Raw genomic sequence first — 14,215 nt, 5'->3', positions numbered from 1 at the left:
CAACCAAAGGCGGATCCCCAACTTCTACCCATTTATTGATTAAAACCTTTGTATGTCTGAAAATGCAAACATTTCCGAGAGGGAGAATCATGTGCCCAATAGATGGCATCGATTTTTATGGTGGCTTTCCACTGCCGAAGTGGACCTGATCAAAACCTGTGTTATTGACCGAAACAGATATGCGATCGTTGGAATGACCGTATTGGGCACCTGGTTATTCGCCACTTTGGCCTGGACCTATTTCTCTTATACGGTAACCAACTCATGGATACCAGCAATGCCGTTGGGATTGTTTATGGGTGGCATCATTCTAACCATCGACAGGGCCCTGATCAAGGGTATTTCTCGCAATAATAAAAGAAAGGTCTTACCGCTGATCTTTCGCATCGTACTGGCATTAACGATCGGATTGTTCATGGCGCAACCTGCACTCCTGTATTTATTTGATAAAGAAATCAAGGTGCAGGTGTCTATCGACAATGAAAAAAGAAAGAGAGAAAAAAGAGCAAGTCAAGACACTGTGTATGCAGCTGCAAAAAAAGAATTACTGACTCAAAAAAATCAACTAGAAGCACAATTAGATACAAGATACCGCGAAGTAAGTATCGCAAGAGATCGATTCATTGCTGAAACCGATGGTACCGGCGGTAGCGGCAAAATAGGTTTGAAAGATATCGCGCAAGCCAAACAAAGAGAATACGTACAACTTGATGCAGATTATCGGAATCTGACAAATCAGATAAGACCACAACTATTGTCTATAGATAGTTCGCTATCAGCCATCGAAAATAATATCAAAACAGAACAAACGAATTTCGAGGCTTTACTCAATAATGGTTTTATTACCAGAATAGAAGCACTGAATAATCTCGTAAGCGATAATACAGCCGTGGCGATCAGGTATTATTTATTAGTGGCCATCCTAATGCTCATAGAACTCATGCCGGTAATCGCAAAAACATTATTACCCAATGGCAGTTATGATGAAAAAGTAAGATTACGTGAAGAATTGGAAACAACACTCACTCAAAACAATCACAAAAGAGAATTGGCTTTGAAAGAGCAATTCAACCAAACTGCTTTTGAACAAGACGGACTATTTATTCAGCAATTTTTTGAAGCATCTGCATCTGAAAGGAAAGAAAAAATGAAAGAACAGATCTCTGTTTGGAAAAAAGAAAATCATCAATCCTTAGATGATACCTGGACCGACTTAAAAAGGAATATGACGATGAAGCAAGAAGAGTGAAGGGAGAAGAAAAAGGAAGTGCTGTTCCACAACCTCTGCATTTGTAGTTGACATACAAAAAGGCCTGGTTTCACCAGGCCTTAATAGATATGTGCTTGACAATATTATAATGAGTATTACTTTTCGCTTTGTAAAACTGTCTTTTTACTCTGACCACGTTGCTCATTATATTTCTTGGCTGCACCAATAAAATGTACAAATAACGGAGCAGGGTTTTCAACCGTACTTTTTAACTCAGGATGATATTGCACCCCAATGAAGAACGGATGTGAAGGTATCTCCATGATCTCAACCAATCCTGTTTCAGGATTACGACCGCTGGCTATCATTCCTTTTGATTCAAACTGATCAAAATAATCATTGTTGAATTCGTAACGATGGCGATGTCTTTCTGAAATGGTTGTTTGTCCGTAGATCGTATGAGCCAGGCTTCCCGCCTTGATCTCGCATGGATATGCTCCTAATCGCATAGTGCCTCCCATCATTTTGATCTTTTTCTGTTCTTCCATCATATTGATCACAGCGTGATCTGTAGAAGTATCCATTTCAGTAGAGTGCGCATTCTTTAATCCCAGAATATTTCTCGCAAACTCGATGACCGCCATTTGCATACCTAAACAAATACCAAAGAATGGAAGCCCTTTTTCTCTTGCATATTGTACCGCAATGATCTTTCCTTCGATACCGCGATGTCCAAAACCCGGAGCCACTAATAATCCATCCAATCCTTCCAGTTTCTCAGCTACATTTTCTTGTGTGATATATTCACTATGAACATTTACGACCTGTACTTTTACTTCATTCATGGCACCTGCATGAACAAAACTTTCTAGAATAGATTTATAAGCATCTTGTAACTCAATATACTTACCGATCAATCCAACCGTAACTTTACTCTTCGGATATTTCAGTTTGTCCAGGAATCCTTTCCATTTATCCAAATTAGGTTCACTGTATTGGGTAATATTTAATTTCTTCAGGCAGATCAGATCAAGTTTTTCACGCAACATCAATAATGGAACTTCATAAATAGTAGATGCATCCATTGCCTCGATCACCGCTTCTGGTTTTACATTACAGAAGAGTGCGATCTTACGTTTGATATCATTATTCAATGGTTCTTCTGTTCGACAAACAATGATATCCGGATGAACCCCTGTTTCGCTCAGCATTTTTACACTGTGCTGTGTAGGCTTTGTCTTTAGTTCTTTAGCTGCGCGCAAGTATGGAATCAAAGTAAGATGCACTACCATTACATCTTCTTCAGGAAGTTCCCATTGCAGTTGACGTACTGCTTCAATAAAAGGAAGACTCTCGATATCACCTACCGTACCACCGATCTCTGTAATGATGATATCGTATTTATTATCTTCTCCCAGTAATAACATTCTTCTTTTGATCTCATCGGTGATATGCGGAACCACCTGAACTGTTTTACCCAAAAATTCACCAGCTCTTTCCTTATTGATAACGGTCTGATAAATTCTGCCGGTGGTAACATTATTGGCCTGAGAAGTATAAATATTTAAGAAACGTTCATAGTGACCAAGATCCAGATCTGTTTCTGCGCCATCTTCTGTTACATAACACTCCCCATGCTCATAAGGATTCAAGGTACCTGGATCAACGTTGATATAAGGGTCAAATTTTTGGATAGTCGCCCTCAACCCTCTTGCCTGCAATAATTTAGCGAGAGAAGCCGCAATGATCCCTTTTCCTAAACTGCTTGTTACGCCTCCTGTAACAAAAATGTACTTGGCCATGTTTATCGTATTGTTTATTCGTTTCAAACTTATCCGTTCATTTTTTTTATTGCATAAAGAACTGTCGCATAACACAACGAAGTCCGATCGATCGGTCAACAACACAGATCAGGGTTCATGAAACAATAAAAAACCGATATCTATTGTATTGAATTACAAGCAGATAACGGAAAAAACTATTTGACCTTGTAAATGAACGGTGTAAAAAAATTCAGAGGTCGTACAAACGTACAGTAAAAAGGCGGATTAAAAAAACAGCCTGTTTATTTTGAACCTCTGGCGCAAGAATGTGTTAACTTGACGTGAACATCTTTATCAAAAAAAATTTGCCATGAAAAAGATCATTGCTCTGACATTCGCTGCATTCTGTACGGCAGCATTTCTCAGCCATAGTTACAAAACACCTGCCCCACAACCTTTAACACCGGAATGTTATGTGAGTTGTTTTACCAGCGAGATCATGGACCAATTCAAAGCAGAAGCTTCAACCGCTTCTTTTGCTATGATGCATGATAATCCGATACCTTATACTGTAGCCGATCCATTGGGTAAGCCAGTCACTTTTAAAGCCGCCGATGGAACCAGTGCAATGGGCTATGAGATCCGCAGTAAGAAAAAAAGTAATAAGTGGTTATTCGTGATCCAGGAATGGTGGGGATTGAATGATTATATCAAAAAAGAGAGTGAAACTTTTTATAGTGATCTGGGAGATGTGAATGTGATCGCTTTGGATTTGTATGATGGTAAGATCGCTGCTACTGCCGATAGCGCTATGAAACTGATCCAGTCTGCAAAAACAGAAAGACTCGAAAGCATCATCAAAGGTGCAATTGCTTATGCAGGAACAGATGCGAAGATCTACACAGTAGGTTGGTGTTTCGGCGGTATGTGGAGTTTACAAAGTGCTTTATTGGCCGGCAAACAAGCAGCAGGTTGTGTGATGTATTATGGCAGACCTGAAAATAATGTAGAGAAACTCAAAACACTCAATTGTGACGTGATCGGTTTCTTTGGGAACAAAGATCGTAGTCCATCTCCTGAAGTAGTAAACAAGTTCGAAGCGGATATGCAGGCAGCCGGTAAGAAATTATTTGCCAATAAATATGATGCAGGTCATGGTTTTGCCAATCCAAGTAATCCTGTTTTTAATAAAGAAGCTGCAGCAGATGCACATGCTAAAGCAGTAGCTTTTTTAAAGGAGAGAATGTAGGTTGGAGGCATACGCTACTAAACACAGATTGTGTAGTGGCTGATAGCAAATGGGTCATAGCTTATAGTATTTCTTTTGTTTTACTATACGCTATGACCCATTTGCTATAAAAACTGTATCGCTAAGGCAGTTTTCTAAGATAGTTTCTCACGTAATCATCCACCCCTTGTTCCAGTGAATAGAAGTCATCGGTATATCCGGCCTTGCGTAGTTTTTGCATATTCGCCTCTGTGAAGTATTGATATTTATCGCGAATATCTTCCGGCATATCAATGAAATGAATGGAAGGTTCCTGATCTAATCCTGCAAATGTGGCTTTAACGAGATCCGTGAATGATCGGGCTTTTCCGGTACCCAGATTATACAATCCATTTTTATCTGCAGACCAGCGACCCTGCACCATGGTCTCTCTCATCCACGCTACCACTTTCACTACATCTTTCACATATATAAAATCACGGAGTTGTTCGCCATCTTTGAAATCAGGACGATGACTCTTGAATAAATTAACGACTCCATTTTTTCGGATCTGATTAAAGGAATGCCATATCACACTGGCCATTCTTCCTTTATGATATTCATCAGGACCATACACATTGAAGAATTTGAGTCCGGCCCAGAATGGTGGGCATTCATTTTGTGCTAAAGCCCATTTATCAAATTCATTTTTACTGATGCCATAAGGATTAAGTGGTTGTAATTTGGATACTACCTGATGATCATCATCATATCCGAAAGCCCCATCTCCATAAGTGGCTGCGGAAGAAGCATAGATAAGTGGTACTTGATGAAGCGTACAATATCGCCAAACCGCTTTTGAGTATTCGACATTGAGTGTTTCATGAATAGTGTAATCAAACTCAGTGGTATCGGTCCTCGCACCGAGGTGTATCATGCATTCGATCTTAGGCTCATGGAGTTGTAGCCAATCAATTAGATTGTATCTTTCTACAATATGTGCGTAGGCAGACTGTTCCCAGTTTTTCCTTTTGGCTTCGATTCCAAAATCATCGACGAGTATCAGATCCCGATACCCTAATTCATTCAGGTGCTTCACCATACGAGAACCTATAAATCCTGCTGCTCCTGTAACGATGATATAGGAAGGATGTTCTGCCATATTAATTGATCAATTTTTCAATAGCAGTATCATAGCGTTGTTTCCAGACATCAATGGTTCCCCATGCATCGCCATTCACTTCAATATTACCTGAAGTTACCTTACCCAATACTGTTATCGCGATATCAGCTTTTTGTGCAGCTGCTTCAATGGCTTTTAATTGATCAGCAGAACAACTTACTACCACACGACTTTGCGCTTCACCAAACCAGAAAGCATCTTTACGAATAGCAGTTGTATCCGCTTGTACACTAAAGCCCAGATTACGGTGAAATCCGCTTTCCAGTAATGTGATCGCTAATCCACCTTCGCTGATATCATGGGCGCTATTGATTTTTTTCTCTTTGATCAATGATGAGATCAACTGCTGTACTTTAAATTCTTGGTCCAGATCAAAATATGGAGCCGGCGAAAATTCAACCTGCTTGAGTTTATGTAAGTATTCGGAAGAAGCGATGTCATTTTGTTGTGACCCGATCAGTACGATCATATCTCCTTCCTGTTTGAAATCAAGTGTCATTTTATCGTTGACATCATCTACAATACCTACCATTCCAATGGTAGGTGTAGGATATACCGGACCATCAGGATTTTGATTATAGAAACTCACATTACCACCGGTTACAGGCGTATTGAATTTTCTACAAGCATCTCCCATACCGGTAACTGCTTTTACAAACTGATAATACACTTCAGGATCGTAAGGATTACCAAAGTTGAGACAGTTGGTGACACCAATGGGTTCACCACCACTACATACGATATTTCTGGCGGCTTCTGCCACAGCGATCATTCCTCCTTTATAAGGATCTGCAAAAACATAGCGACTATTGCAATCAACTGTCACTGCCAATCCTTTTCCTGTTCCTTTAGCGAGAACAACTGTTGCATCGCTAGGTGCATTCGTGGAAGTATTAGCAGCTCCTACCATGCTATCGTATTGGGTATACACCCAACGCTTAGAAGCGATATTAGGAATCTGAACCAATTGTTCTGCTACGGATTTAAGATCCGTTACGTCAGCAATGGTATCAATATTAAATGCGTTGATCTTTTCAAAATACTTAGGCTCGCGGTATTCACGCGTGTATTGAGGAGCCCCGCCGCCTAGTACTAATTCATGTGCAGGGATTTCAGCTTCCAATTCTCCATGCATATAAAATTTAAGTAAGCCATCTCCTGTCACTTCTCCAATATTACTTGCAGAGAGATCCCATTTTTCAAATACTTTCAATACTGCTTCTTCTTTTCCTTTTTCCACTACGATCAGCATACGTTCCTGACTTTCACTCAGCAACAACTCCCATGCTTTCATATTTTGTTGACGGGTAGGAACTTTTTCCAGATCAATGCGCATCCCTACTCCCCCTTTGGCACTCATCTCTGCAGTGGAACAAATGATACCTGCAGCACCCATATCCTGCATACCTACTACAGCACCAGTATCGATCAATTCCAAACAAGCTTCCAATAATTTTTTCTCCTGAAAAGGATCACCTACCTGAACTGCAGGTAGCTCTTCCGCACTTTCTGCTGTGATATCAGCAGATGCAAATGAGGCACCGCCGATTCCATCTTTACCCGTTGCACTTCCTACGAAGAAAACAGGATTGCCGATACCTGCCGCAGTAGCACTGATCATGTCACCTGCTTTCATAATACCCACACTCATGGCGTTCACCAATGGATTGGTATGGTAGCAATCTTCAAAATATACTTCACCACCAACAGTAGGTACACCAAAGCAGTTCCCATAGTGACCGATACCATGTACCACGCCACTTAGCAGACGTTGTGTTTTTTTATCTTTTAAATTTCCAAAGCGAAGACTATTCAGTGAAGCGATGGGTCTGGCACCCATGGTAAAAATATCTCGCTGGATACCACCAACTCCTGTTGCAGCTCCTTGAAAAGGTTCGATCGCACTCGGGTGGTTATGGCTTTCGATCTTAAAGACCACACCGAAACCATTTCCCATATCCATTAAACCTGCATTTTCTTCACCTGCTGCTACGAGCATTCTTCCACCATCACGAGGAAGTGTCTTCAACCACTTGATGGAGTTCTTATAACTACAGTGTTCACTCCACATACCACTGAAAGCACATAGCTCTGTGAAGTTGGGAGTTCTTCCTAATTTTTGCTTGATGAGTTCGAATTCTTCTGCTGTAAGACGCAGTTTTTCGGCGGTTTGAACGGTGATTTCCATGATGCTGCGAAGGTAAGTAAGAAAGTGAGAGGGGAAAAAGGAAAAGTTGGGGACTGACGAATAGTCCTTTGTCCATGGCTAATGGTAGGACAAATTAGACATTGATAATCTACCCCTTTTCATTTTTCCCCTTTCACTTTTCACTGCTCAATTTCCCTTCACGATTCGACCGCTGCCATTTTTGTGGGTACGAACGTTTTGGGCGTTGCCGGAATAATGAACATTCCCGCTACCGGAGATATTTACATCGATCGAAGTAGTTGCATGTACTTTGATATTACCGCTTCCACTAATGCGTGCACTGGCATCATCAGCAATCACTTCTTTACAATCAATATTACCACTTCCACTAACCCGAGCTTCGATCTCCTTGGCTGTACCTTTCATTTTAATACCACCACTTCCGGAAACTGATGCATCAATTTCATTGAACCGATCAAATTCAAAACGGATATTCCCTGAGCCGGATACAATTACATTGGTATTTCCATTGTTCACAAACTCTCCTTTCCCAATAATATCACCACTACCGGAAAGCGAAAGATGCTGAAGTCTGGTGGCAGTTACATAAACAGTGATCTTATTTTTAGAGCGGATATTTCCATATTTTTTGGCGCGGATATATAACTTCCCATTCTCTACTACTGTCTCAATATGTTCCAATAAGTTTTCATCCCCTTCTACTTCTATATCGGTACTGTTACCATATGCAACCATGACATCCCAGGATCCGGATGAACTGATGCCGGTGAAGGGTTCCACTTTTCTGGTTTCTTTTTTGAGAATACCATTACCATCGATACGCTTCCAATTCCATTGAGATGATGCTCCGATACTGATCATCAGTAAGGTGATTACCCATATTTTTTTCATAATCAGATGTTTTTTCCGTGGAACGGAGCAGCTTAGAATTTGTTACAAAAAAAGCCATCTATCAGAGACAGATGGCTTTTTTAATTTGATCGGTACTAGACTATTCAGCGATCGTCAATGAATTAAAGTATTTGTCACGCAATTCTTTGTTTTCTCCATTTTTACCCGCTTTGTATCCAAGCGTAATAGCATAGGTTTTATAGAAAATCATTCTATTGGTAGAAACAGAAGGTTTCCCGTCTTTTTCAGATTTGATCTCAAACTGATAATACAAGTACTTGTCTTTATATTTTCCTTCTGACTCACTCAAAATCTGTCCGCCGCCTTGGGTCATACCCATTTTAAGCTGCTCTTTAAACTCTTCTGTGTCTTTCAAACCTTCAATTTGTTCTTCAGTCATGCCAAAAGCAGTGAAATCGATCAGGATGGTAGCCATTTCTGTAGAGTCAGCTGCTGTACATTTTTTTACTTTTTGAGGTGCACCATTGGTATTTATTTCAACGGGTTCAACAGGCATTTCAACCGTTACCTTATCGGTTACGTTAACTTTTTTCCAGTCTTCTGCAATCATGGTGAAAGCGGATGTTCCTAAAGCCACCAGGCAAATCAGTGCAAGTTTTTTCATTTTTTCAGTTTTGATATAGGTTACGAAACTGCTGAAAAGATTACATAAACCGAAAAATATTTCCAGAAAGATCTTAATAAACTAGTAATCAATACTTTGTAGAAATTTTCTTAGAAATTTCAAACAAATTAAAATAAATTCTATATTAATTTTTTTCCACAAAATGATCAGTTTTTAGTACTCAAACTCAAATAAATTGACATTTTTTCATTTTTACGCCTAATTTTACGCTGTCAAAAAAAACAACCCTATGTCTTTACGCTTCAATGCAATCAGTAACATCAACAACACTGAAACAGCCGTTCCGGCCAGTGCCAAGATCACAGGTATCTTCGGAACCAATGTATTTACCCTGAAAACAGCTCGTGAATACCTGAGTGATGAAGCCTACAAAAGTTTGATCACCAGCATCCGCGGTGGTAAAAAAATTGATCGTAATGTAGCCAACCAGATCGCGAATGGTATTCGTGCCTGGGCGGAAAGCAAAGGCGTTACGCACTACACACACTGGTTTCAACCCCTGACTGGAACAACTGCTGAAAAGCATGATTCCTTTTTTACATTGAAAGGAGACGGTACTGCAATCGAAGAATTTGATGGAGCTGCATTGATCCAGCAAGAACCAGATGCTTCATCTTTCCCTAGTGGTGGTCTTCGTGCTACTTTCGAAGCGCGTGGTTATACCGCATGGGATCCTTCTTCCCCTGCTTTTATCATTGAAATCGGACAGGGCAAGACCTTATGTATTCCTACAATTTTCGTGGCTTATACCGGTGAGTCGTTGGATTACAAAGCACCGTTATTGAAAGCTATCGAGGCATTGAATAAATCAGCCGTTGAGGTTTGTCATTATTTTGATAAAAACGTTACCAAAGTAACTCCTACCCTTGGTTGGGAACAAGAATATTTCGTGATCGATGAAGCATTGGCAACTGCCCGTCCGGATTTGATCCAATGCGGAAGAACCGTTTTTGGTGCTGCACCTGCTAAAGGACAGCAATTAGAAGACCACTATTTTGGATCAATCCCTGAGCGTGTGTATGCATTCATGCGCGATTTCGAGCAAGAATCGTATAAACTGGGAATTCCTTTACGTACCCGTCACAATGAAGTGGCGCCTGCTCAGTTCGAGTGTGCTCCGATTTTTGAAGAAGTGAACATCGCAGTTGACCACAATACATTATTGATGGATGTGATGACACGTGTTGCTAAACGTCATAAGTTGGTTGTCTTATTACATGAAAAGCCATTCGCAGGTATCAATGGAAGTGGTAAGCACAACAACTGGAGCATGGCAACAGATACAGGTGTGAACTTATTGGCACCTGGTAAAACTCCAAAAACCAATCTCATGTTCCTGACTTTCTTCGTGAATACGATCAAAGCAGTACATGACTATGCAGATATTATGCGTGCAGCTATCGCTTCAGCTCCAAACGATCACCGTTTAGGTGCCAATGAAGCTCCACCTGCGATCATTTCTGTGTTCGTTGGACAATACCTCGCTAAGGTGTTATCCGATATCGAAACACGTGTGAGCACTAAATTTGATGAACAAGATGAAGCGATCCTGAAATTAGACCTTCATCGCAGTATTCCTGAACTGTTATTGGATAATACAGATCGTAACAGAACTTCTCCTTTTGCCTTTACCGGTAACAAATTTGAATTCCGCGCTGTGGGCTCTTCTGCCAACTGTGCGATTTCAATGACCGTATTGAATACCATCATGGCGGATACTTTGAAGAAATTCAAAGCAGATGTTGATGCATTGATCGAGAAAGGTGATAAAAAAGAGATCGCGATCATGCAAGTCATCCAGCGCTACATCGTTGAAAGCAAAAATGTTTTGTTTGAAGGTGATGGTTACAGTGATGAATGGCATAAAGAAGCAGAACGCAGAGGTTTACCAAATCTGAAAACAACACCTGTTGCATTGGATGCTTTGGTAACTGAAAAAGCCAAGAAACTGTTTGAAAACAATGGCGTATATACACATGTTGAGTTGGAAGCTCGTCACGAGATCGAACTGGAGAAATACATTAAAAAAGTACAGATCGAAGCAAGAGTAATGGGTGACTTGGCAATCAATCATATTATTCCTGCTGCTATTTCTTATCAGAATGAATTATTGACCAATATCAATGGATTGAAGTCTGCAGGATTGGCCGAATCAGCCTATAAGAGTCAATTGAATATCCTGAAAGAAGTAAGTGAGCATATTCAGGTAATTCATGATAAAGTGAACGCAATGGTAGAAGCTCGTAAAGTTGCCAATAACATCGAGCACTCTCGTGAGAAAGCCATCGCATATGAGTCTATTAAATCAACTTACTTCGATGAGATCCGCTATCATGTCGACAAACTGGAGCATCTTGTTGATGATGAAAAATGGACATTACCAAAGTATCGTGAGATGCTGTTTTTAAGATAATCGTTCTTTTTGACTTGAGCAATCATAGCCCTGTGCCGTTCCCGGCGTGGGGCTTTTTTTGGTCCATGGTTGATGGTCCATGGCCCATAGATGATTTTTGGTAAACAGGATTCGCAAAATATATTCTTCCTTTGAGGCTCTCAACTATGGTGTATTCACCATGGACCATGGACCATCAACCATTCCCCCATTCACCACCCACTATTCACCATTCACCGAAAATTTCTTTTGTGGAATAAACCTATACAATAACTTAATGTCTCATAAAAACTAAACTCATAAACATGAAAAAAGTATTTGCCCTTTTAACGATTGCTTTCTGCTGTTCATTGACAGTAGCAATGGCACAACCAGGCGGCGGACAACAAATGGATCCTGCTCAAATGCTGGAAATGATGAAACAGCGTATTAAACCAGGATTGATGGAAAAAACAAAACTCACCGATGCTCAGGCTGATAAAGTATTGGAAATACAAATTTGGGCCCAGCAGCAAAATCGTGGATTGCGTGATCTGAGTGAAGAAGAACGCACAAAGAAAATGAAAGAGACAAACGAAGAAAGAGAGAAAAAAATGAAAGCGATCCCTTTGACTGATGACCAGATCAAAGCAGTGAATGAATATTACGCTGAAATGAGAAGAAATCGTCCTGGTGGCGGTGGTGGAGGCGGAAAATAATTACAGCCTTAATGATTTTAGCCACAGATGCACAGATTAGTACCCAAACAAGCTGTGCATCTGTGGCTTTTTTTATTTTATTCCAGCGAGGAACTCTTTCAGTACTCTAACATTCTCTTCGTTATTATCATGCATGGTAGAATGACCCGCATTGGGTATCACCGCAAACTTTGATCCGGGTACTATCTGCTGGAAACGCTGAACAGTTTGTGGTCTCGCTTCATCAAATTCTCCGGTAATAAAAAGAACAGGCACTTGTATCTTACGCAAGCTTTCTACACGATCATAATTTAACAAGGTCCCCGTAGCAGTAAACTCCGTAGGTCCCCACATGTATCGATAAATGAATTTATTACTTTTCACATTTGCTGTATCCAATTTACTTTTTCTTCTTTCTGTTCTCAACCCGAAGTTCTTAACAAAATAAGCATTGGCCCTCTGGTATTCTGGAGAATCAAAAACTTTGGTTTGCTCTCCGGCTCTTATGTATTGTTGAATAGAATCAGGTAAAGATGCGATTAATGTATCTGCATCAGCTTTCCACACTTTTGTACTGAAGTAGGGACTATTGAATGAAATAGCTTTAACTGCTTGCGGATAGGCAAGATAATATTCTAAAGCAAGCGCTGTGCCCCAAGAATGACCATGTAAAAAGAACTCATTCAATCTTAATTCTTTTCGCACAGCTTCCACTTGTGCTACAAACTGCGCTACAGTCAATAAGGTAGTATCCTCATGATAATCAGACCGCCCACTACCTAACTGATCGAAAATAATAATGGGCCGATCTTTTCCGATCTCTTCAAACTGATAAAAAGATCTGCTAGTACTACCCGGTCCCCCATGCAACATCATAACAGGAGTTCCAGTGCCTTCCCCGAAAACGCGATACCAGATCCTGCCTCCTTTCACTTGAACATACCCTTCTTTTGGCTCTAGCCTCGTCTTGTTCAAGCATCCTGCACATAATAACAAAACAAAAAACAAGGAGAAATAAGTGCTTCTCATTTTTTTTCTTCGAATATAGATCATTATTTCTCTCTTTCTTTTTTTCCAAAAACCCATAGATCATTACTATACACAAATTCTGTGTGCTCAGGTGTACCTCCGTACTTACCTCCTGTCATAAAGATCTTATTATGATGGACAACAGCTGCGATACCGCCCCTGGGTGACCAAGGAGCATTCATACCCTTCCAGTTCTTGCCATCACTACTCACCAATACCTGACTTGAAAACTGACCATTTCGATTACAACCTAATAACCAAATCTGATGATCATATACCACCGCTGCATACCCAAAAATCTGTTCTTCTTGAACGATCTCATCGGCCTCTTTTACCCAGTTGATTCCATCTACTGAACTCCATACATCGTTGTTAAGCAAAAACAACTTGTCATTCAATTGAACGATCTGGCTTCCACTTCTTTTACCAAAATTTACCTGGTCTTTTTGTTTGACCCAATGAATACCATCATCACTATTCCAGATATCTGCGTACTGTTGTTGCTGATCTTCGCCGCCTATGATCCATAATTTATCCTGAAAAACAAAGGGGTGATAAAAAAATCGGCTGGGTAAATTAGATTGCTCAGCAACCATTTCCCATGTACGCATATTTGATGTTCGAAAGATAGTAGGCCTAAAGGAATATCTTTCGATATTCCCATTAAAATATCCCAAACCATACATATGATTCTTGAATACCACATAATCTAAAAAAGCGTGGTTATTGATCACATTAGGTAACGTAGATGCGGTCCAATGCTGTCCATCGTCCACAGAATACCAATTCGAATCTGGGTGAAATGTCCAGAGTGTATCTCTCAGGCTGAAAAGTTGGAAATTATAATTTTTCCGCCAAGGTGAAGAGTCATTAAGCTGATACCAGTCATCAATAGGTTTTTGTATTCGCACTTCATCTTTGGATTCTAATTCTGATGGAAAGCCACAACCAAAACAAAAGATTATGAATAGAAAATGTAATTGCTTCATGATATAATTATAAGGTTGATTTAGATAAAGATGTGAAAAGCCTAAAAAACCATAACTG

11 protein-coding genes are annotated in these 14,215 nt (G+C 40.2%); 4 read left to right on the top strand and 7 right to left on the bottom strand.

The genetic code is table 11. From position 1 onward, the window contains the following. Positions 1-52 precede the first annotated feature (52 nt). The gene (locus ABXG83_RS00325; protein ID WP_353549530.1) at positions 53-1,249 is read left to right on the top strand and encodes a DUF4407 domain-containing protein; all 1,197 of its coding nucleotides are present in this window, start codon (positions 53-55) and stop codon (positions 1,247-1,249) included. Between the two features lie 116 nt (positions 1,250-1,365). Here ABXG83_RS00325 and ABXG83_RS00320 read toward each other — a convergent pair whose 3' ends face one another. Continuing rightward, entirely contained in the window at positions 1,366-3,012 is a 1,647-nt protein-coding gene (locus tag ABXG83_RS00320) for a CTP synthase (RefSeq protein WP_353549529.1), read from the bottom strand. A gap of 331 nt (positions 3,013-3,343) precedes the next feature. Here ABXG83_RS00320 and ABXG83_RS00315 point away from each other — a divergent pair, with 331 nt between their 5' ends. After that, the gene (locus tag ABXG83_RS00315; RefSeq protein ID WP_353549528.1) at positions 3,344-4,222 is read left to right on the top strand and encodes a dienelactone hydrolase family protein; all 879 of its coding nucleotides are present in this window, start codon (positions 3,344-3,346) and stop codon (positions 4,220-4,222) included. Between the two features lie 121 nt (positions 4,223-4,343). On the opposite strand, the gene rfaD is transcribed toward ABXG83_RS00315, so the two are convergent. The 4 genes from rfaD to ABXG83_RS00295 all read right to left on the bottom strand — a co-directional run bounded on the left by rfaD (position 4,344) and on the right by ABXG83_RS00295 (position 9,049). Further along, a complete protein-coding gene (rfaD, locus tag ABXG83_RS00310) occupies positions 4,344-5,342 on the bottom strand; it encodes an ADP-glyceromanno-heptose 6-epimerase (RefSeq protein WP_353549527.1) in 999 nt (332 codons plus the stop codon). A gap of 1 nt (position 5,343) precedes the next feature. Next, positions 5,344-7,551, bottom strand: a complete 2,208-nt coding sequence (gene purL, locus ABXG83_RS00305; RefSeq protein ID WP_353549526.1) for a phosphoribosylformylglycinamidine synthase subunit PurL — start codon at positions 7,549-7,551, stop codon at positions 5,344-5,346. A 147-nt stretch (positions 7,552-7,698) separates the two neighbouring features. Then, positions 7,699-8,424, bottom strand: coding sequence for a head GIN domain-containing protein (locus tag ABXG83_RS00300; RefSeq protein ID WP_353549525.1), 726 nt, complete (start codon positions 8,422-8,424; stop codon positions 7,699-7,701). A 100-nt stretch (positions 8,425-8,524) separates the two neighbouring features. Beyond that, positions 8,525-9,049: a hypothetical protein gene (locus tag ABXG83_RS00295; RefSeq protein ID WP_353549524.1), complete on the bottom strand. Its 525-nt coding sequence runs from the start codon at positions 9,047-9,049 to the stop codon at positions 8,525-8,527. Between the two features lie 250 nt (positions 9,050-9,299). Between ABXG83_RS00295 and ABXG83_RS00290 the strand changes: the two genes are divergently transcribed. Both ABXG83_RS00290 and ABXG83_RS00285 read left to right on the top strand, forming a co-directional pair. Then, positions 9,300-11,483 carry a glutamine synthetase III gene (locus ABXG83_RS00290; RefSeq protein WP_353549523.1) on the top strand — a complete coding sequence of 728 codons (2,184 nt, stop codon included), beginning with the start codon at positions 9,300-9,302 and terminating at the stop codon, positions 11,481-11,483. A 284-nt stretch (positions 11,484-11,767) separates the two neighbouring features. Further along, on the top strand, positions 11,768-12,160 hold the full coding sequence (locus ABXG83_RS00285) for a hypothetical protein (RefSeq protein ID WP_353549522.1): 393 nt from the start codon (positions 11,768-11,770) through the stop codon (positions 12,158-12,160). 72 nt (positions 12,161-12,232) lie between these two features. On the opposite strand, the gene ABXG83_RS00280 is transcribed toward ABXG83_RS00285, so the two are convergent. Both ABXG83_RS00280 and ABXG83_RS00275 read right to left on the bottom strand, forming a co-directional pair. Next, entirely contained in the window at positions 12,233-13,114 is an 882-nt protein-coding gene (locus ABXG83_RS00280) for a proline iminopeptidase-family hydrolase (protein ID WP_353549521.1), read from the bottom strand. 77 nt (positions 13,115-13,191) lie between these two features. Beyond that, on the bottom strand, positions 13,192-14,157 hold the full coding sequence (locus tag ABXG83_RS00275; RefSeq protein WP_353549520.1) for a hypothetical protein: 966 nt from the start codon (positions 14,155-14,157) through the stop codon (positions 13,192-13,194). Between the last annotated feature and the right edge of the window lie 58 nt (positions 14,158-14,215).

Origin of the sequence: Sediminibacterium sp. KACHI17, from assembly GCF_040362915.1 — a bacterium.
Classification (GTDB): Bacteria; Bacteroidota; Bacteroidia; order Chitinophagales; family Chitinophagaceae; genus Sediminibacterium.
Note: the sequence above shows the minus strand (reverse complement) of the source record. Positions and strands in the feature narration are given on the sequence as shown.

Bases quoted from the DNA above. Each gene is read 5' to 3' on its own strand.
- rfaD (WP_353549527.1), bottom strand. From the start codon at position 5,342: ATGGCAGAACATCCTTCCTATATCATCGTTACAGGAGCAGCAGGATTT.
- ABXG83_RS00315 (WP_353549528.1), top strand. From the start codon at position 3,344: ATGAAAAAGATCATTGCTCTGACATTCGCTGCATTCTGTACGGCAGCA.
- ABXG83_RS00320 (WP_353549529.1), bottom strand. From the start codon at position 3,012: ATGGCCAAGTACATTTTTGTTACAGGAGGCGTAACAAGCAGTTTAGGA.
- ABXG83_RS00275 (WP_353549520.1), bottom strand. From the start codon at position 14,157: ATGAAGCAATTACATTTTCTATTCATAATCTTTTGTTTTGGTTGTGGC.
- ABXG83_RS00295 (WP_353549524.1), bottom strand. From the start codon at position 9,049: ATGAAAAAACTTGCACTGATTTGCCTGGTGGCTTTAGGAACATCCGCT.
- ABXG83_RS00285 (WP_353549522.1), top strand. From the start codon at position 11,768: ATGAAAAAAGTATTTGCCCTTTTAACGATTGCTTTCTGCTGTTCATTG.
- ABXG83_RS00300 (WP_353549525.1), bottom strand. From the start codon at position 8,424: ATGAAAAAAATATGGGTAATCACCTTACTGATGATCAGTATCGGAGCA.
- ABXG83_RS00325 (WP_353549530.1), top strand. From the start codon at position 53: ATGTCTGAAAATGCAAACATTTCCGAGAGGGAGAATCATGTGCCCAAT.
- purL (WP_353549526.1), bottom strand. From the start codon at position 7,551: ATGGAAATCACCGTTCAAACCGCCGAAAAACTGCGTCTTACAGCAGAA.
- ABXG83_RS00290 (WP_353549523.1), top strand. From the start codon at position 9,300: ATGTCTTTACGCTTCAATGCAATCAGTAACATCAACAACACTGAAACA.